The following is a 19,588-nucleotide window of genomic DNA, read 5'->3' on the forward strand; positions in this document are numbered from 1 at the left end:
AACCGCGGGCGCAGCCGATCGGTCAGCCGGTCGGGACGAGGAGGCAACATGGCAACGATGAGACGCAGACTGACTCCGGAGGACGTCGACCGTATCGCGGAGATGGACTCCGCGTGCGGAACGTATTTCCAGCGTGACCCGGACAGGCCGGACTCCAGGTTCGTGAAACCTCGTCGGCGGCAGCCGATCGAAGTCAGCAGAGCCAAGGCGCGGCTGCGGACAGCAAGATGGCGGAGCGAGATGGACCGGCGCAAGGCTCCGACGGTCGAACAGGTAGGCCTGTCGCTCGCGGTGGCGCTGGCGACCTCGTCGTGGTCTGACAAGTGGACCAGCCTCGACTACGACCTGCTCCGCAGAGCGCTCGACGATCTCAAGGCTCGCGGCTTCTCGATCGACGAGGCGAGGCGGACGTTGCGCAGGCTCAGGATCAAGCTCGTCGATCCCGGCGACCGGCAAGGCGAAGCGGACGAGTCCTGCGGGCCGCCAATCTGGGAAGACGAGCGCAAGCTGCCGTTCTAAGCGCCGGAGGCACGTCGACGAAATTCTAGGATTGACCCGTGTAGGTCTCGCGGCGATAGTCCGTCTCGCGAAGTTTCCAGGCAGCGCAGGTCGACCCCGCGCTGTTTGGTTGACAAACTGGGCTCGGCGCGATGGCTTCGGAGCCCAATTTTTTCGTCGACGCGTCCGAAGGTTGTTGTCCTTTTTCAAGTCGGAGACGATCGTACGTTTCACTCGGCCGGTCGATCCAACCAGGCTGACATCCTGAAGCGCTCGCGTCCTTCACCCCCAGGAAGACCCCCGCGAGCGCTTCTTGCTTTTTCGCACATGATCGACCGGATCGCTTGCTGACGCTGTCACCGGTGACAATGCTCGCATGGACAGCACGCGCAAGCGCACAGCAAGGACAGGACAGCGGCGTACGGGCGCGTCTCGCGGATTTGCGGAAGCCTGGCGTACGTCGTCGCCAATGCATGCCCCGCGATCAAGGCCAAGGCAAGTTCAGCCAGGAAGGCTCACGTGCTCGACCGATTCAAGTAGCGGGCAACCTGAGCCGGAGAACTCGCATGAAGCTCAAGTAACGCACGTCCATTACGGCGGTCGATGCCAACGTCTACGGACGCCTGGGCGCCGTCTCGATGTCGGCGGCGAGCGCCGACAAGCGCTTCCGGGCGCAGCTAAGCGCGAGGTCAAGTCCGAACCAATCGGGTCCGGCGACCGGCGGACAGGCCACCTGCTGCATTGGGAGCAGTGACAATGCCGACGCTGTTCCGCGCGGTTACGGTATTGGCTTGTATGGATCACGTTCCCGACGGTGAGCCGAGGGTGGATGCCGTCGAGTCCGAGCTCGGCCATCGCTGATAGTTGTGGAAAAGCTGGACAGCGCCAGGTCCGCGCTTTGGTGCCTCAGAGACGAATTTAACCATGCTGATGACTCCTCCGCCAAGTCGGTTCTCCTTGCGCTCAGGATCGTGCTTTGCGCCGACGAGAAGGTCCATCCTGAGTCGTTTTCCAGCCCGGGATCATGATGGCCTTCATCGTCTCTGCGAAGGCTCTCGACGGGCCCGCCGCAGTCGCGGCATGTTGAGCCATAGCTTCGACGTCGAAGCGGCAGAGGAGTATCAGTAATGTCTCAATCGCAGTCTGACGGTGTCCAGCTCGATTTGTTTGCGCCCTACTTGATCATCGAGAAGGGTTCTCGCCGTGTCATCGTTCGCACGATGGAAGATGGCCATGGGATTAAGACTCGCGTGAACCGGCTCTGCGAGCATTTCGGAGGCCGTTACATCGCCCAGGAGGAGGGCTACGTCATGACCAAGGCCGGCGTGGCCAACATGGAGGCGGCTTACGCGAAGGGCCGCGAATGCTTCTTCTGGATGCTGTAGTTCGTCCAGAGGGCCCGCACAGGCGAATGCGGACGAAGCGCGCAACTGTCGATTTTGCGCAGCGTAGCACGTAAGCCATCATTGACTCACGGCACGATTGCTCGGCGCCGTGAATCCGGGAGTGCAGGCAGGCAAAGTTAACGTCAGCTAAACGGCCAGGGACAGGGCTGGTCTTTGTGCTAAACCGCGATTCATACTTTAACCAAAGCCAAAAGCCTGTGTTGATTTTCCGACGCGCCCGCTCATTTTAGCTTCTCCGTGCATAGGCGCGGGTAAGCCGACGTGGAAGGCCGGGAGCAGCCCTGCCATCAACGAGCTCCGCTGGCAGTGACCGCGGAAAGACTGCCCAGATCCCCGGCCTTGTGCTGGGGATTTGATTTTTCAGGGGGTGCAGGTCGCACCCTTCTGCCGTTGCCCGCTGGAGGCGGCCCTTGGGCGGATCCGTTCTCCGGAAGCAAGGAACGTCTTCAAGACCGTGGTCGCGGAGAGCGCGCGCTGGGAGGCTGGACGCCCACTCCCGGCCAAGCTTTCCGATGCTCGCGCTCATTACTTGGACGAATTAATCTGCGTTCCTTTGTGGCGCATGGCCAGGTTTTCGCGGCGGGCCAATCCGAAGACGGCCGGATGGGCGATAATCTAACATATTTGGCCAAAATCAATTGCGAGGTGCCCCCGCCGCCGTTCGATCTTGTTGAATCTCAACTCCATCTTCTTTGTCGCGATTTGTTCGAAGCAGTCGATGAAAATCGACATCTTCCCTTGCTGGTGCGTCGCAACGGTCTAACGATCTATCGTCTGGACTCGGAGGGCCGGCCATCGTCAAAGGGATGCGTGCGGGCTATCGAAAATCTGCCAGGGTGGCTTTCGGATCTTGATCCCGACCTCCAAAGACAGTTCCGAAGCGCGGCCGAGTATTTGCGATCGAGAATTCCTGAATTCGAGATCACTTGTCGTCGATTTGGCCGCCCGTCGCCATCCGCATTGGAGGCGGCCGATGACGAAGCGATCGCGAATCTCCCTATCTAATGGCCTACTCATCCAAAACGGTGGGACGCGCTGTCAAAGGCTCGGCCATTCCCAAGGGCGCACATAAAGCGCACTGTGGCGGAGAGAGTGGGACTCCCATCCCCCATGCCGCGATTGCGCAAAAACAGCCGAAAAACAAGGATTCCCGAAAAGCCCGGCCGAATTTTGTGACCACCGCTTTGTACCACCGCGACGGCCATTTCGGCCGTCAATCTCGGACGATTTCGAGACGCTTGAGGTCGCCGGACGCCCTGACCGTTGCTCTATCCGGACTTCCCGGCCTCTATGCGATCGAGACGTAGCCGGTGTCTATGGTCGGTAAGCAGGCGAGCGCCTCCCAGGACGGCCGCCAGCGTTCCCAGGCCGGTGCCACCGGCGATCAGGAACATGATCAGCAATTGATATTTGACCGCATCGACCGGCTCGACGCCGGCAAGGATCTGGCCGGTCATCATCCCGGGCAAAGAAACGAGGCCGATCGCCGCCATGCTGTTCACGATCGGCATGAACCCACTTCTCAAGGCGTCCCGTATGATCGGCAGCATTGCTTGGTGTCGGCCGCCGCCTAGCGCCAGACAAGCTTCTACGGCGGCCCGTTCGCGCACCAAGCTGTTCGTCAGCACGTCCAGGCCAAGGCTAATTCCGGTCATGGTGTTGCCCAGCATCATGCCCAGCAGAGGCAGCGCATAGCGCGGGTGATACCAAGGATCGGGGCGTAGCTCCGTGAGGAGCGCGAATATCGTGACGGTGCCGGCGGCGACTAGCGTGCATGTCGCTCCCAGGCCGTATTTCCAGACGCCCGTAAGACGCCGCTTCTGCCGCGCGACGATTTCCCGCGAGGCGAAGAGAACCATGATGAACGCGGCGAGTGCGGTCCAGATCGGCGAGACCGCGGCAAACAGGAACGTCAGCACGTATCCGACGAGAACGAGCTGAACGACCATCCGAACGGTCGCGATGGCCAGTTGCTTCTCAAGTTTGAGGCGGAGAACAAGCGAGAGGACGCCATCCATGACGACAAGGAGCGCGGGTAGGATCAGATCGCCGTACGAAAGCTGAATGTACGTCACTGCCGGCTTTCCTTGATGCCGCCGTCAGGGCTCATCGCGAATATCCTTGATCCGACACGTCGCGCTTGAGCGTCATCATGGGTGCTCCAGATGACGCTCGTTCCATCCGCCACACGTCCGGCAATCAAAGCCTCGACGGCGGCGGCGGATGCCGAGTCGAGCGCCGAGGTTGGTTCGTCCAGCAGCAGCACGCGCGAAGGCAGCATGAGCGCCCGCACAAGCCCCAATCGTTGTCTCTCGCCCGTGGAAAGTCTCTGGATCGGCCAAGGTCCGCAGTCGCTCGGAAGCCCTAGGCGCTTGACGAGCGGTAGGGCATCATCCCAGTTCGTGAAGTGCTCTTGCACGATGTCGGACCACCACCCGGGCTCGGCGGCGAGATAGGTTACTTGCTTTCGCCAAGCGGGGGCGGGCATCGCCTCCCTAAGCGTTCCGTCAAGCTTGGCCGTTCCTTCGTTGGGGTCGAGGTCCGCGATGGAGCGAAGCAGCAAGGTCTTCCCGACACCGGACGGCCCCTGCAGGGCGACGCATTCGCCGTCCTGCAAGTCGAATGACACGGAGATGTGCAAGCGCTTGAGCCCGCTGACCGTCAGCATGCGTCAAAGCTTGAGCTGCAGCTGATCGGCGACCCGTCGAGCGATCTCGGCCGGCGCCTCGGCTGGGTAGGGATGCACAGAGCTGACGTTGATCTCGCCGAGCACGTAGCTATCGCTCCCGTCCGCCTGAAGGGGTCCCAGCATGAAGTCGGCGTCCCAGATCGCGGGCAGGTCGCCTCGCGCGATATCGAGCAACGAGGTCATCTGCGGCGTCCACTCGTCTTCCATCAGCCGACGCAGCCGCTGGAAGCGCGGGTCTGCGTTGGAGGAGTAGAGCCGCGGTCCGGCCTCGGCGCGGTCAGCCGGCGAGTCGACCAGGGCCTTGACCTTGTGGTGGCCGAAGCCCGCGCAGCGGTCGCCTGCCATATAGCAACGCACCACGCCCTCGCTCAGGCGAGGCTGGAACGCCTGGTCGATTACGCTGCCGTTCTCGAAATACTCCGCACAGCGACGGAGAAAATCATCCAGCGTCAGTTCCTCGGGCGTGTCCTTGGTCGCGTCCAGCACCCTGATCATCGGGGAGGTCAACAACCTTTCGACCTTCCAGACACCCTGGCCACCGTTACCGCGGTTGCGTTTGATCACGCGTGGACCAGTGGCGAGCCGCGTCGGCAACTCGGCGCGCATCGCTGCGGCGGTCTGATAGAGCGCCGTATCGCTTCCCCAACCCATCGAGCGGGTGCGATAGAGCGCCTCCTTAGTGCCCATCTTGAGGATGACGTCTGGATGAGCGCTCACCCATACGCCCAGTTCGGCGACGTCGCGCAGCATGGCATCCAGACCGACGCGGTTTCGACCGTCTTGGATCGGGTTGACCCAGACGAGTACGCCGTCAACCGCGAGCAGCTGTTCGCGGACGGCGTCTGCGAAACTCTCGTCGTAGATCACGGGGCGCCCTTTGACGCCGACGGCGGCAAGCGCATCGAAGACGTCGACGAAGCGGCCGCTTTTCGGGGTGGCATCTCGACGCGCGTCGGCGTCTCCTCGCGAGAGGATGGCTACCGTGCGTCGGGCAGAAGAGTGTTTTTCGGTGTCCATGCGCAAGCTCCACGTGTTGCGTGCTGCGCAGAGCTTGGACCGAAGTCTCGCCGGGAGTCTGCTTAATCCCGCCCAGGCAGTCTACCTGATATCGCGAGGATCCTTCAAGCGGCGGCTTTCTTGACTGGCGTGTTGACGCAGGGAAGAGGTCGCTTCCGTTCCGGACGGCGGTGAAATTTTCGTGACGTTCGGTTTCACGCGCCCGAGCGATCGCGGGTTGACAGCCTGGCCGAGTGAGTTTTTAGTCGCGTGACGGGGATATGCGATCTCCCCGCGAGGCGTCATGCTCAAGAATCGCGTCCTGATCACCAAGGGCGCAGCATGTCAGCATTGTACACCTACCTTTCACTCGACAAACTATCTCGATCGTTAGGCTCGGGCCGCGCCGACGCTGGGCCGGCTCGCGGCTTCGCGCTGCGCTTCGCGCATGTTCGACGACGCCATCGAGCGGGTGAACCCAGGTCTCTTCCTACACGACCGAGGTTGCCGCGACACGATCAGGGGATCGCACGATGGTCCGGCCAACAAGGTCAGGTGTGGCCGGATGCGGGACTACTTCTGGGGCTGGGACAACCAGGAGATCAGACATGCGAACATCGATGATCTATCAGGTAGCGATAATCGTGACCCTTGCGGCGGGACTCGCGCCTTCCCGCGCTCTTACCCAAGACGAGCTTGTCGCCAAGATCCAGGCGGCCGGCTACTCGCAGGTAACCGACGTCAAATCGACCGCCGAAGGCATCACCGCCAAGGCGGTGAAGGACGGCAAGCCGGTGACGCTCGTCATTGACAGCAGCGGCCAGATCAAAGAACGAAACTGAGGTGGAGGGAGTACGATGAAACGCACAGTCTGGCCCCTCATCGTGATCGGCCTCGTTCTCGCCTACCTGCCTTTCGTCTACATGGCACGCGCGCAAGCGATCGATTGGCAAAAGGTCGACGAGACCCTCGGCCGGAAGGCTGCGGTCTCCGATGACGTCCACCGCTACGGCTTCCCACGTAGCGACCTTTCGGTGACCCTGGACGGCGTGACGATCAAGCCTTCACTGGCGCTTGGCGGATGGGTCGCCTTCAAACCTGGGCACGGTGGCGCCATGGTCATGGGGGACCTTGTGCTGCTCGAGACCGAAATTAACCCTGTGATGGCGAAGATGATCGCGAGCGGTCTCGAAATCACAGCCGTGCACAATCATCTGCTGCGCGCGAGCCCGGCGACGTTCTACATGCACGTGGCCGGTCACGGCGACCCCCTCAAGCTGGCCTCGGCGATCCATGATGCGCTGGCCGAGAGCACGACGCCGCTGACTATCGCGGCCCCCGCGAGCCCACCGCCCGCCGTGGACCTCGATACGGCGAAGCTCGACCAGATCATCGGCGTTAAAGGCCAAGCAAACGGCGGCGTCTACCAGTTCAACGTGAAGCGGCTCGACCCGATCACGCAAGACGGCACGCCGTTGACGCCCGTCGGCCCGATGGGCGTGGCGATCGGCATCAATTTCCAGCCGACCGGGGGCGGAAAGGCCGCCATCACGGGCGACTTCGTGCTGACGGCCGACGAGGTCAACCCCGTCATCGTGGCGCTGCGGACACACAGCATCGACGTGACGGCGCTACACAGTCACATGCTCGATGAGCAGCCGAGGCTGTTCTTCATGCACTTTTGGGCGAATGACGACGCGATCCGGCTTGCCGAAGGTTTGCGCGCTGCCCTGGACAAAACGGCGAGCACGAAGAACTAAGGCGTAGATCGCAAAGGAGGCGATCCGATGTCCTACCGGGCCAAGCCGCTGCTCGCCCTAGCGTTCATGTCGATCTCGTTGATGGGAGCGTCCGCCATGGCTCAGACCGTGAATTTCGATGACGCTCCCGCGGGAACGTCGCCTGAAGGTTGGATCCTTACGATGACTGGCCGAGGAGAGGCGAACTGGACCGTTGAGCCAGACCACACGGCGCCGAGCAAGCCGAACGTCCTCAAGCAATCCGGCAGGGCGACTTTCCCAGTGGCGCTCAAAAGAGATACCGACATCCGCGACGGCTTCGTCGAAGTAAAATTCAAAGCGATCACCGGCTCTGAGGATCGCGCTGCGGGGGTCATCTGGCGCGCAAAGGATGCCGACAACTACTACGTCGTCCGGGCAAACGCTTTGGAGGACAATGTCGTGCTTTACAAGACGATCAAAGGCGTTCGAACGTCTCTGGATATCGTGGGTCGCAAGGGCGGATATGGCGTCAATGCGCCCGTGGCGTCCGGCCAGTGGCACGTGCTGCGCTGCGATTTCGCAGGAACGCGGTTCAGGGTGACGTATGACGGACGCCAGTTGTTCGACGTTGAGGACGCCACGATTGCTCAATCGGGCATGATCGGCCTGTGGACCAAGGCGGATAGCGTGACCCTGTTTGATGATCTGACGCATGGTGAGGTCAAATAGGTCCCCGTCCCGTTGCCGGAGATAACCATGAACACTCGACCCCTGATGGTCGCGACTGCCTTGGTGATCGCTTCCGTCTGCCCGCTGCGGGCAGAAGAAAACTTGGTCGCCTACAAATCACTAGCTCCAGAGTTGGCATTCGATCTTGCACGCGCCGCGTTGAATAGCTGCCGCTCCCGGGGATTCCAAGTCGCAGTCGCCGTGGTCGATCGTTTCGGCGTGACGCAAGTGATGCTGCGTGATCGCTTTGCAGGTCCTCACATGCCACCAACGGCGGCAGGCAAGGCTTGGACGGCCGCGTCGTTCAGGACCAGTACGACTGAGCTCAATGCGATCAGTCAACCCGGCATGATGCAGGCGGGCATTCGCCATCTTCCTGGAGTAGTCATCATAGGAGGGGGACTGGTGGTCGAAGCCACCGGCTCGCTGGTCGCAGCGGTAGGTGTCTCCGGAGCTCCGGGGGCGACGCTGACGAAGCGTGCGCGAGGGACGGCATCGACGCCATCCGCGACAGGCTGGAGTTCTGACCTGGATATGGAGCGGCTCCAGTATCCTAGATTGGAACGTGACCCAATCGCCAGCGAGGCCCCTCCCGCTGCAACGCTAGAAGTGAGAGCAATCTGTGAACTAGCTCATTTTAGGTTGAAGGAGATCGTGCCCTAACAGGAAGGCGAGTTCGAGGATTGCACCAGGAGCCGGGCAATGGCGATCACCACCGAGAGGACCTCGTTCACCAAAGACATTCAAGGCCGCTACCTCTGCAACAACCTGGCCGAGGTTGATGCGTGGAAATCCACAGGCGGGCGACCATTCGATTTCATCATCGTGGGAGGCGGTACGTTCGGCTCGGCTATCGCCGAGCATCTGTGGTTCCGACAGAAGCAGAGTGGCGGCGGATTGCGGACACTGGTCGTAGACGCCGGGCTGTTCACCGTTCCTGAGCACGTTCAGAACACGGGGATCCAGGGGTTCGGCGATCCGGCCAATCCATTCTTTCTGGACGAAAACTTGCCGCAGCCGGAGCCGCCACGCAACGAGGTTTGGGGCATTCCTTGGAAATCGACCATTCCCTTCAAGGGACTGGCGTATACACTCGGAGGCCGATCACTCTATTGGGGCGGTTGGTCGCCTCGTCTTCTGGACGAGGAGATGTCGGGTTGGCCGGCAAATACCGTAGCCGATCTGAACAGCCGCTATTTCGACGAGAGTTCGCGGCAGATCGGTGTCGACGAGGCGAACGACTTCATTTTCGGCGAACTGCAGAACGCGCTTCGTCGTCAGCTCTTCGACAGTTTATCCAGCGTGCCCGGAGCGTTTGCGCTCGACGCGCTCCCGCCGTCTCCGCTGCTGAAGCCGGGTGCCGACCCCGCACAGTTGCTCGGTCTGACGTCAAGCGGCGGGCTTTCGCAGAACGACCTGCTGAACCTGCTGAAGCTGGAAGCGCCGCTCGCTGTGCAGGCGCGCCCGCCACACGTGGGGTTCTTCCCGCTGAACAAGTTCAGCGTCGTTCCGCTGCTGATAAAGGCGGCTCGGACCGCGGCGAGCGACTCCAACGGCAATGATTCCGTCAAGGAATTCATGGTGCTGCCCGACACGCATGTGCTGACGCTGCGCAGCGTCCCTACCGCGGCAGGGACCTGGCGCATCTCGGGCATCGACACCAGCCGAGGTCCGATAGATCTGGCACCGGGTGGTGCCATCGTCATCGCGCTCGGTACGATCGAGAACGCGCGGCTGGCTCTCGCATCTTTCGATGCCACCGGACTTCCGACCCTGCCGCTCATCGGCAAGAACCTGATTGCGCACCTTCGCTCGAACCTTGTCATCCGCGTGCCGCGGTCGGCGATTTCCGGGCTTTCGCCCGCGGTGAACGAGCTGCAGACCGCGGCCCTGTTTTTGAAGGGACGGGCCACGCGCCCGAATGGTGATCTGATCGGCCACTTCCACCTTCAGATCTCCGCCAGCGGCGGCGGCAACACCATCGGCGCCGAGGACGAGCTCTACCGCAAGGTGCCCGATGTCGACTTCTTCGACCAGCTGAAGACCTCGACCGATACGCATGTCGCAATTGCAATCAGAGGACTCGGCGAGATGGAGCCCGCCGATCCGGCCAATCCCGCCGCTCATCCAAGCCGCGTCGATCTGAGCGCGCGCACCGACGAATACGGCGTTCGTCGCGCATCGGTTGCTCTGACCCCGACGCAGCGCGATCAGGATCTCTGGGCCGCCATGGACGCGGCGATGCAGAAGGTCGCCGCCATCTTCGCCAACGGGCAGCCCATGCAGGCGCTCCAGAGCAATCAGGACGGGCTCGGGACAACCCATCATGAAGCCGGGACGCTTTGGATGGGCACCGATCCGACCGCGAGCGTCACGGACGGCAACGGACGTTTCCATCACACCGAAAACCTGTATGCGGCCGGCCCGGCGCTGTTTCCGAGCATCGGTTCGCCCAACCCGATGCTGACCGGGATAGCGCTCTCGCGCCGCACCGGCGACCTTATCATGACGCCGCCGGCCGTCGCCGCCGACGCGGGTTTCGAGACGCTGTTCGATGGCGCCTCTCTCGGTGACTGGACAATGTCGACGATCAGCAACCAGCCCGGTCGGGACGACCCTGGCTCGTTTAGGGTCCGGCGCGGCGTTCTCGAGGCACGAACGGGGACGGACCTGGGGCTGCTCTGGCTGAAGCGCCCGACGCCGCCTCGCTACGTCTTGCGGCTGCAATGGATGATGACGGCGCCGGACGACAATTCGGGCGTCTTCATCGGCTTCCCGGGCCCTCGGAACGAGGGCTACGACAACACGGCTTATGTCGGCGTCAACTTCGGGTTCGAGATTCAGATCGACGAACTGGCCCGGCCGGATAATGCGCCCATCCACAGGACGGGTGCGGTCTACGCCTTCAAGGGGCCGACCGACGGTCCGCTGAATGTCCATCCGGTCGGAGAGTGGAACAGCTATGAGATCACGGTCGACGGTGCCGACATCACCGTCGCGCTGAACGGGCAGACGGTGAACATTTTCCATTTCGCGGGCGATCCGCAGTCCCCGCGCCGCGGGCTGCCGTCCACCGCGCAGGACCCGCGCTTCATCGGCCTGCAGACGCATACGGGCCGCGTGCTCTTTCGCAACATTCAGTGGAAGTCGTTGGAGGGTCTTGTGGCATGAACCTGATGCCACTCGGATCGTTGGGCGCTGTGGAAACCAACGGCACGGTGACGTTCGGACTCTGGATGCCCTGGTTGTCGGCGGCCGACGGCAACGTCGTCACCGTGAAGATCATCCATGAGGCGGACCAGTTCCTGCAGGAGATGCCGGCCCGGGAGTTTCGGCTCGCGCACAGCGTTCGTGCTCCCTATGGCGACTTCTGGTCGGTCACGGTCCCCGTCGCCGGGACGCCGCCCGCGGTGCCGGGCTCGGCCTGGGGCAGTCCGGGTCGCTATGTCTACCGCTACACCATCACGAACCCGAACGTCGGAATGCTCGACTGGATCATCGACCCCTTTGCGCGCGAGTTCGGTGTCGGCAAGCAATCCGCCTTCACCCTGGGCTATCAACCCTACGTCTGGAGCGCCGGCGAGGCGCAATGGCGGACGCCTGCGCTGGCAGATCTGATCCTCTATGAGGTGAACATCGCCGAGTTCGGCAACGACCTCGATCGCGCCCGTGGGCTCTTGGCCTACCTCGCCGACCTCGGGATTAACGCCATCGAGATCATGCCGCTGTCCAACGTCGGCAATTCAGTCGACTGGGGCTATCTGCCGATCGGCTATTATGGTGTCGACGAGCGGTTCGGCAAGCGGTCGGATTTCCAGCAGTTGGTCGACATCTGCCACCAGCATGGGATCGCGGTGATTGTCGACGTCGTCTATGGCCACACGGGGGTGGATTTCCCGTACTACGACGCCTACACGCGGTTGCGGTACCGCGACAATCCGTTCATGGGGCCGTTTGCCAAGGACTACTTCAGCAATTTCGGCAAGAGCACGGATTTCACTCGCGAGATCACCCGGGATTTCTTTTATACGGCCAATCACCATTGGCTCGAGGTCTATCACGTCGACGGCTTCCGCTACGACTGCGTCCCGAACTACTGGGACGGGCCGATGGGCGTGGGCTATGCGAGCCTCGTCTATAAGACGCACCAGCTGACCAAGGCGAACATCGCGGCAGGTCGCCCGTACTGGAGCCGCTTCGACGCAGGGGCGGGCAAGCCGCTGACGCTGGTGCAAATGGCCGAACAGCTCGAAGCCCCGGAGGACGTGCTGCGCTCGACCTATTCCAACTGCACCTGGCAGAACGGCACCTATGGCGCTGCGCGCGCGGTTGCCCATGGGGATCACGGCCGGCTCGCCGACCTCGGTCTGCAGCTGGGCCTCTTCGGCTACCCCGACCGGGAGACTGTCAATGGCGACGATATCCCCAAGACTGCGCTTCAATACGTCGAGAACCATGATCACGAACGCTTCCTCTGCAATTTCGGGACCTCCAATCCCGACGAAGCCGGCAATCCGCTGTTCGCCGAGGGCGACCGGACGCTTTGGTACATGCTGCAGCCCTATTTGATTGGCCTGCTGATGAGCAAGGGCATTCCGATGCTCTGGCAAGGCGAGGAATTCGCCGAAAACTACTTTCTGCCCGACTTTGGAATGGGCCGGGTCTCGCTGCTGCGGCCCATGCGATGGGATTTCTTCTACGATGAGTCCGGCCGACCGATCGTGAGCCTGATCCGCAGGCTGCTGCGGATCCGGCGGCAACGTGACCACATTCGTCAGGGGGCGTACTTCTTCTTCAACGATTGGGATCGCTATCAGCAGTTCGGAGTTCTGCTGTTCGCGCGCTACGCAGGCGCCCAGTACACGTTGGTTGCTGTCAATTTCAGCGACACCGACCGGACCGTCCCCTTCTGGTTTCCGATGGCCGGAGACTATGTCGAAGAGCTGCATGGCGGCGCTCTCGACCTGAGGAACGTGCTTTCGCTCCGGCAAGTAGATCTAGATATCCCATCTCATTATGGACGGATCTGGACGCTGATGTAGGCTCGGCGACCGCCCTTACGCCCAGTTCACGGCAGGGTCAATATCCGATCGACGCGGTCGCAACGGCAACTGGTCTGAAAATAGTACGGGCGAACGTTACAAAGTCTTTGAGAAACGATAGGGATCGCTCAAATCGCAAGGCGGATTTCGGATCAACCCAATCGATGCTTCCCTCACGGTGATTCTGCCTCACCTAGAGGCGCGGCGCGCCTTGGCTGTCTTGACACTCGCGATTTCGGCGATCGCAGGCCAGGGAGGTCATATCGACCGTCACACGGCTTTTCGATGTTCGGCCCGCTGCTGCGCCCCATATTTCGGACATGCTCCGCAAACCCGCGCGGGCGCGGCCCGGCTGCGATGGGTTGGCTATCGCGCGGACAGAACCCGCGTTGCGGCCGCCGGGGGGCCGCGACTGGGCTAACTAAACCAGGCGGCTCGCGGTAAGGGCCCCGCTCTTCGGCGGTGATCTTCCAGATGTCGAGACGGGCGCATTTAAGACGTTCGTCGACCCGTTATTTCTTCGGCGCAGAGCCATCCTTCAACGAAGCGTCGTAATCGGCCTGCGAGCTATTGATGTTTGATTGATTGCCTGTCGCACTGCTACCGGTTGTCGTCCCGACCGTGTTGGTTGTCTCGCCCGGGGCGTGGGAAGCAGCGCCAGGCCGGTCCTGGTTGCCGACGTAGCCAGATTCGCCGGAATTGCGGGTTTTTATGCCTTTATCCGCTTCAGTCTGCACGCTTTGAGCAACACCGGATTGGGACTTTGGCTCCGTTTGCTGGGCGTCAGCAGCTATCGGTATGACTGGAAGTGCGAAAAGCAATGCCACAGACAAGTATCGCATGGCTGTTCTCCATCTAGGCCCCGCCGCTTCATCAACGTGCGAATCCCAGAACATTTCCGCCAAACTGATGAAAACTTGCGACTGCATCCTTGACGCTTCTCCCGCAGAAAACTGGCAGGAAGACCGCAGTCTTCATCCTTTGTCCGCCGCTACAGCCAAGTCTTCCAGCCCAAGAGCGGTTCGCGTCTCGCAGGAACGACTACGCGTCGGTTTCGTTGATCGTTCTCCGAACAAAAGGGAAAGATAATGGACCGTGAACATGTGAAAGGCGCCGCCGACAAGGCAAAAGGCGCGATCAAGGAGGGGGCTGGCAAGCTTACGGGAGACAAGGACCTGCAAGCCGAAGGCAAGATGGACAAGGCTAAGGGGTCCGCCCACAACGCTGCGGAGACGTGAAGGACGCCGCGCGGGAGGCCGCTGACGCCCTCAAGAAAAAATAAGTAGAAGAAGGTCTGAACTAGCCGCGTCGGGGCGGCTCTTTCTTTATTTCAATTCGAGGTTCGGCGAACTCCCGATGCGAACCTTGCGGTCGGCCGCGTCAAGGTCGATGTCAGGAACGCAATCGAGGAAGCCTCATCTCTCTTCCTGTGAGATGGCAGCAGCCGTGATTTTACTGTCTAGGGGACCGACGGCGAGGTACGCATCCAGCGTGGTGTCCTGCGCCAGCTTTTCGATCTCTTCGGTCCCGAACTGAGCCGTGGCGACCTTATCGGGCGGCACGCCCGATCCCTCAAGAATCGTCCGCAGAGCGCGAGGTTGGCGCCGGTCTTTCCGATGATACCGACCTTGTGTCCCGCGAGATCGGCGATCTCACCGATCTTCGCGGCAGGCTTCTTTTTGAAGTCTTTGCCTGCTCTTCCGGAAGGCGACCATATTACGACGTAGTTCTTGCGCAGTACGGCGAGCGTCTGCGCGTCAGCCGGAATCGCAAGGTCGCTGCGTCCGACCGCCAAGTCGGCTTTGCTAGTGCCCATGAGGGCCAGGGATTCGGCCGCTCCTGGGGTGGTGAGGGTGGCAAGCCTGACGGTCCTGCGGCTCATCACGACTCTGAAAGCGGCGGCGGGCATTCCATGAGCGAGCAATATGATCCCAGAAGGCGTCGGTGGCCCGGGTCGGCCCCTCAGTTTCTCTTACCGGGCTCTGGCGTCTTGTGTTCTTGTGGAAGGGCCTCCAAACGTCGTTCGAGGGAACCCTTCAGAAACTTCGTCAGCTCAGGACCAACTACAAAATAGTAGGACGTGACGTCCGGCGGCGGCATCCGAACACGGAGCATCGTGTCAGGCTTTGACTTTTGGTAGACGACATCCACATTGTGCGCCTGAAGCTCTATGTTGATTTCTTCGCCCACAGGTGGGCCTGAGCGAACCGACTCGGCCATCGACAGGACGGGCTTGCCTTGCCCAAGCAAGGCTTCGAACATGGCGATCGGCATCGAAAACTTAATCTGTTCGCCACCCGGCTGGGCGATAAAAGTTACTAGTATGACATTTCCATTTTCAGCGTAGCCGATTGGCTCAAATCGATCAGTGGGATGGTGGTCATTTCGCCCCCTTGAAGCGCCCTCCGAGAAAAGTTTGCCCCAGCGTCCTCTGGGATTCGAGTCCCCGTCCACTCCCTTCAGGCAGCATGCGTCGGCGTCCACTCCTGAGGCGATTGAGACAGCAATGAGATAGCGAGAGGGACCCCAGCTTCAGGGCGGTGAAGCTGGGGCTTCTTTAGGCTGCCCCTTGGGGAAGGCAGCCACCCTTGGCAATGGGCAACGGGAAAACTTGGCAATCGGCAAGTCGTTCCTAAGTACGACCATAAGTTTCGTCCGGTTGCCTAACTTCCCGCAGCTGCCTCGGGGCAGCTAACTACAGCAGCCCGTGCCGTGCTCCTGAACCGGCGGACAGGGAATGGTGCCGAAGGAACAGAACACGCAGCAGTCGCCAAGGAGCGGCTTCAGGCGCTCGCCGCAGCCTTTGCAGTCGTAGAAGAACTGGCAAGCGTCGGTCGGCATGACCTCGGCAGAAGCGTGACCGCACTTGGGACACGTGATCGTTGAGTTCAGGATCATTTACCTTCACGCGCGTGGCAGCACCGAGTAAAGAGCTGCCTTCAGATCGGTCGCCAGTTTTATTTTCTCTCTCAAAACGAGGATTTTGAAATATTCCTTTGCGATATCTGCGGGGATCCGAAGTGCTTCAAGCTGGCAGGCGCCCAATTTGGACATCGCGGCAATGTGCGTATTTTAGATGGGGTACATGGCAATCCAATCCGCTGTCAGGAAAAAACGGTAAGGAACGATACAGCCAAAAGCGTTGGGGCGTCGCTCGAAATAAACAGCCAGCGATGCTGTCGTTTTGGGCCCTCTGGGCTCCTCGATTTTAGACAACCCGCGCACAGCTTCAATGTGGACCCGCGCCCTTCGCCGTCCACTCCCTCAGAGACTGCCGTCGCAGCTCTCAGGAATGCCCGTCGTTCCAGACCTGCTCGCCACATCGGCTGCAACGAAAGAGTCGGACCGTCTTGTCATTGCGAACGTCAAGGATCTTCGTCACAAGTCGCAGGACGGTGCCGCCGCATCTCGGGCAGCTCTTCTCTGGGAGCGCTGGCGTATCAGTGGTCATGGCCGCCGATTTTAGAGCGCGCCTCGGTTCGGCAATGATTCTTAGTCAGTCCACCCCTCTCAGGACCGTGCATGGAAGGTCCGATTTCCGGTTAGGAGCGGACTTGACGCGGGCGTTTCGGCAAAGTCAGCAACGGGCCAGAAGCTGACCTGCCAGTCGCGCTCACTTTAGTCCGGGAGGCCCGCCGCGCGCAGCGCCTTGCCGAGCTTGATAGCCAGTTCGGGCGCGCAGGCGACGCCGGCGAACTGGCGGCTGATGCGGAACGTCGGCTGCAGTTCCAAGACGCATGCAGCCGCCGCTTTCGCCTCCTCGAAGCGCCCAACCGCAGCGAGAGATGCAGCGAGCTGCACCCACGTGATGCTGTGGGAGGGATTGGCCAGGTTGGAACGGTAGGCTGCATTTGCAGCCTCCTCATATCGATCGCGACAAAAATAGCCGAGCGCCTGCGCGTTGTAGGCCGCAAAGGCCCACGGATCGAACGGACTTAAGCGCATGCCGCGCTCGCTCCAGTCGATTGCGCGTTCAGCGTCCCCGGCCCAGCCCGCCACGACGCTGCCGAGAATCCACGCCAGTGCGGTTGAAGGACTCAGTGCGAGCGCAGCTTCGAAAGCCGCAAAGGCCGCCTGCCGGTCATGAGCGTCCATGCCAAGCGAGAAGCCGGCAAAGGTGAGGGCGCGGGCGTCGTCGCGTCCGTGCTCGATCGCGAGGCGCGCGTGGCGCACCGACGCCCCTCGATCCTCTTCCTTCAGCCCCGCACGCAAGAAGCGGTTGTGGTGGCTCATTGCGGCCAGGCCATGGGCTAGGGCGTAAGTTGGCTCGAGCGCCAAGGCGCGCTGGAGCTGCGCCAGGGCAGTCGCGGCACGATCTGGCATCCCCGAGTCGACGTCCGGCTGTGCACGCAGCACGAGTTCATAGGCGTCGAGAGTGTCGGGACGTTTGCGACGGATCCGCTCGATTTCGGCACGCCGCAGGCTTGGCTCAATAGCACCGACCACTGCCAGCGCGATCTCATCCTGCAACGCGAACAGATCGCCCGCAATGCGGTCGTAGCGCTCGGCCCAGACATATCCGCCGTTGGTTGTATCTGCGAGCTGCGCGTTGATACGAATACGGTCGTCGGCGCGCCGCACGCTGCCCTGCAGGACATACCGCACGCCTAGATCGCTGCCAACCTGCTTCACGTCCGCGACGCGCTCGCGCCAGACAAAGCTCGAATTGCGCGCGATCACGAACAGCCAACTGATGCGCGATAAGCCCGTGATGATGTCGTCGACCATGCCGTCTGCGAACCAGGTGGCTTCGCCCGAGTGCTCGAACGGCAGCACAGCTATGGAGGGCTTTTCCGGCAGCCACAACCTGGCCGAATGCTCGCGCTGATCTGCATCTGCACCAACCCGGTTGGCAATCGGGCCGACATAGCGATAGCCGCGACGTGGCAGCGTTTCGATCCAGCGCTCACCGCCGTCTTGCCCGAGCGCGCGGCGCAGCGCTGCGATCTGAACCGTGAGATTGCTTTCCTCAACATTGAGCCCGGGCCATGCGGCATCCATCAGCGTGTCTTTTCCGACGGGAGCCGGCGCGCGCTCCAGCAGCAGGCGCAGCAGCGCCGCACCTCGCCGGCCGAGCACGGCCGTCGCGTCGCCTCGGATCAAAGCGCCGGTCTCGGCATCGAGTACAAAGGAGCCGAATTTGTAGGTGACTGGTCGGGCTTGGGCCATTTCCGGTGCATTTTGCAACAATTTCGGAGTTGTTTCACGATCTTTGGACGGCGGAAAGACAGGATAGTGCTCCCCATTATCCCGTTGGAGGGCTCAACATGAGTGGCAAGGCGATCGTCCGCAGACCAGGCGAAGGCAAGTTCGTTAGGCTCGCCGGCCAGCCCATGGCCTTTCTGGTCACCGGCAACGATACCCGACATACCTCGATGTTTCATTGGACGATTCCGCCCGGCTTCGCCACCGGGTTGCATGTCCATCGCGTTCAGGAAGAAACATTCTATGTCTTGGAAGGTGAATGCGAATGGCAAGTGGATCATGACCACGTGCATGCCACGCCTGGCACCTACTTGTTCCTGCCGCCAGGCGTTCCGCACAACATTGCAAATGCCTCAAACAAAATCGCGCGTGTCCTCATGACCGTCTCGCCCCCGGGGCACGAGCGATATTTCGAGGAGTTGTCCGAGATTGTAGCGCGCAGCGGCACGGCTGATCCCACGACGATCGGCGAGCTGCGGGCCCGGTTTGACACAGATCAGCTAACGGCACTTAGAGGCTAGGCAGTTCCGCGGCAGGATACAGAAGCCGCATGGCGCAATCTTCTAGTCTAACCTCTCTTTACGGTCAAAAGTAGCCGCAGCGCACGATGCTGGAGATGGTCAGAACTGACGAACCCGAAACGCGATGTTACGTTTAACTTGCAAAACAGACGTCGTCAGACCGGCCGGGCATAGTCCATGGCTCGTTGCCCCCGAAAGCATGTGAACTGGTGCACATCTTGCTCCATTAACAGGGCCTATTGTCTAGCGAGCTTTCCCGCGAGACACAGAAGGACCGCTCCCAATGCCAACGTCTCTACCGGAACGAACGAAGCCTGACGGTCAGCCGTCGCTAAGGAAACTCGCAGCAATGTCTGTTGTCTACGGCACTGTGCTGGTCGTCTTCGTTGGTCTCATTGCTTACGATGCACGGGTCGCAACTTGGATATCTGAAGCGGCCCAAGCAGAGTTTTCCGGTTCTAATGAGACGGTGGCTTCGCAACCGGTCAAACTGGCAGTGCAAAAGCCGTTATTAAGTAGCCGGTAGGACGCACTTGGCCGGCCCAAGGCCCAACTTTCTAATTCGCTCGCGTCATGCATAAGATGGCGGTTGAAGCAAGCGCGAGTCCGCGTCTGGTCCACCGCCGATACGCTGTCAGACGATTCCTTTTCTCTCAATTGGCCTTTCTAGGAAAAGCTTTCGATGCTTTAGCAATCGCTTGCGTTGTGTCCGCGAGGCGCTTAGCAATGTCTCGCATCCTGCGAGCCGCTTGTTCTAAAGCAGAATTATCAGCCGGGCATG

The 19,588-nt window shown here is 61.2% G+C and carries 16 protein-coding genes and 3 pseudogenes; 11 read left to right on the top strand and 8 right to left on the bottom strand.

Annotated elements, in window-relative coordinates:
- The first annotated feature begins 240 nt into the window (after positions 1 to 240).
- Positions 241 to 519, top strand: coding sequence for a hypothetical protein (locus RPS27_RS21290; RefSeq protein WP_313754255.1), 279 nt, complete (start codon positions 241 to 243; stop codon positions 517 to 519).
- A gap of 1,106 nt (positions 520 to 1,625) precedes the next feature.
- Entirely contained in the window at positions 1,626 to 1,883 is a 258-nt protein-coding gene (locus RPS27_RS21295) for a hypothetical protein (protein WP_313754256.1), read from the top strand.
- Positions 1,884 to 3,172: 1,289 nt separating this feature from the next.
- On the opposite strand, the gene RPS27_RS21300 is transcribed toward RPS27_RS21295, so the two are convergent.
- From RPS27_RS21300 to RPS27_RS21310, 3 genes are read right to left on the bottom strand one after another with little or no spacing between them, the layout of a single operon-like run.
- Positions 3,173 to 3,979, bottom strand: a complete 807-nt coding sequence (locus tag RPS27_RS21300) for an ABC transporter permease (RefSeq protein WP_313754257.1) — start codon at positions 3,977 to 3,979, stop codon at positions 3,173 to 3,175.
- Positions 3,976 to 4,572 carry an ATP-binding cassette domain-containing protein gene (locus RPS27_RS21305; RefSeq protein WP_313754258.1) on the bottom strand — a complete coding sequence of 199 codons (597 nt, stop codon included), beginning with the start codon at positions 4,570 to 4,572 and terminating at the stop codon, positions 3,976 to 3,978. The genes RPS27_RS21300 and RPS27_RS21305 overlap by 4 nt, the downstream gene beginning before the upstream one ends.
- 3 nt (positions 4,573 to 4,575) lie before the next feature.
- Positions 4,576 to 5,610, bottom strand: coding sequence for a Cj0069 family protein (locus RPS27_RS21310; protein WP_313754259.1), 1,035 nt, complete (start codon positions 5,608 to 5,610; stop codon positions 4,576 to 4,578).
- A gap of 587 nt (positions 5,611 to 6,197) precedes the next feature.
- Here RPS27_RS21310 and RPS27_RS21315 point away from each other — a divergent pair.
- From RPS27_RS21315 to RPS27_RS21340, 6 genes and pseudogenes are all read left to right on the top strand, one after another.
- On the top strand, positions 6,198 to 6,431 hold the full coding sequence (locus tag RPS27_RS21315; protein WP_211380963.1) for a PepSY domain-containing protein: 234 nt from the start codon (positions 6,198 to 6,200) through the stop codon (positions 6,429 to 6,431).
- 15 nt (positions 6,432 to 6,446) lie between these two features.
- On the top strand, positions 6,447 to 7,349 hold the full coding sequence (locus tag RPS27_RS21320) for a DUF1259 domain-containing protein (protein ID WP_313754260.1): 903 nt from the start codon (positions 6,447 to 6,449) through the stop codon (positions 7,347 to 7,349).
- Between the two features lie 27 nt (positions 7,350 to 7,376).
- Entirely contained in the window at positions 7,377 to 8,039 is a 663-nt protein-coding gene (locus tag RPS27_RS21325) for a hypothetical protein (protein WP_313754261.1), read from the top strand.
- Positions 8,040 to 8,066: 27 nt separating this feature from the next.
- Positions 8,067 to 8,566 (top strand): annotated as a pseudogene (locus RPS27_RS21330) (GlcG/HbpS family heme-binding protein).
- A gap of 175 nt (positions 8,567 to 8,741) precedes the next feature.
- The gene (locus RPS27_RS21335; RefSeq protein WP_313754262.1) at positions 8,742 to 11,210 is read left to right on the top strand and encodes a family 16 glycoside hydrolase; all 2,469 of its coding nucleotides are present in this window, start codon (positions 8,742 to 8,744) and stop codon (positions 11,208 to 11,210) included.
- Positions 11,207 to 13,081, top strand: coding sequence for an alpha-amylase family glycosyl hydrolase (locus RPS27_RS21340; protein WP_313754263.1), 1,875 nt, complete (start codon positions 11,207 to 11,209; stop codon positions 13,079 to 13,081). Before RPS27_RS21335 ends, RPS27_RS21340 begins: the two co-directional genes overlap by 4 nt.
- A 512-nt stretch (positions 13,082 to 13,593) precedes the next feature.
- Here the strand turns inward: RPS27_RS21340 and RPS27_RS21345 are convergent.
- Complete coding sequence (locus tag RPS27_RS21345; RefSeq protein WP_313754264.1) at positions 13,594 to 14,010, bottom strand: hypothetical protein; 417 nt, start codon at positions 14,008 to 14,010, stop codon at positions 13,594 to 13,596.
- A gap of 159 nt (positions 14,011 to 14,169) precedes the next feature.
- On the opposite strand from RPS27_RS21345, the pseudogene RPS27_RS21350 reads away from it, so the two are divergent.
- A pseudogene (locus tag RPS27_RS21350) lies at positions 14,170 to 14,363 on the top strand (CsbD family protein).
- 136 nt (positions 14,364 to 14,499) lie between these two features.
- Here the strand turns inward: RPS27_RS21350 and RPS27_RS21355 are convergent.
- The 4 genes and pseudogenes from RPS27_RS21355 to RPS27_RS21370 form a co-directional block, all read right to left on the bottom strand.
- Positions 14,500 to 14,954: pseudogene (locus tag RPS27_RS21355) on the bottom strand (ABC transporter substrate-binding protein); the annotation flags it as partial.
- 89 nt (positions 14,955 to 15,043) lie between these two features.
- A complete protein-coding gene (locus tag RPS27_RS21360; RefSeq protein WP_313754265.1) occupies positions 15,044 to 15,355 on the bottom strand; it encodes a hypothetical protein in 312 nt (103 codons plus the stop codon).
- A gap of 417 nt (positions 15,356 to 15,772) precedes the next feature.
- Positions 15,773 to 15,979: a GDCCVxC domain-containing (seleno)protein gene (locus tag RPS27_RS21365; protein ID WP_106948334.1), complete on the bottom strand. Its 207-nt coding sequence runs from the start codon at positions 15,977 to 15,979 to the stop codon at positions 15,773 to 15,775.
- A 720-nt stretch (positions 15,980 to 16,699) separates the two neighbouring features.
- A complete protein-coding gene (locus tag RPS27_RS21370) occupies positions 16,700 to 18,250 on the bottom strand; it encodes a winged helix-turn-helix domain-containing protein (protein WP_313754562.1) in 1,551 nt (516 codons plus the stop codon).
- Between the two features lie 98 nt (positions 18,251 to 18,348).
- Here RPS27_RS21370 and RPS27_RS21375 point away from each other — a divergent pair, with 98 nt between their 5' ends.
- Complete coding sequence (locus RPS27_RS21375; RefSeq protein WP_313754266.1) at positions 18,349 to 18,807, top strand: cupin domain-containing protein; 459 nt, start codon at positions 18,349 to 18,351, stop codon at positions 18,805 to 18,807.
- A 349-nt stretch (positions 18,808 to 19,156) separates the two neighbouring features.
- Positions 19,157 to 19,333, top strand: a complete 177-nt coding sequence (locus RPS27_RS21380) for a hypothetical protein (RefSeq protein WP_313754267.1) — start codon at positions 19,157 to 19,159, stop codon at positions 19,331 to 19,333.
- Positions 19,334 to 19,588: the final 255 nt, after the last annotated feature.

The sequence above is a fragment of the Bradyrhizobium sp. WYCCWR 12699 genome (genome assembly GCF_032144035.1).
Taxonomy (GTDB): Bacteria; Pseudomonadota; Alphaproteobacteria; order Rhizobiales; family Xanthobacteraceae; genus Bradyrhizobium.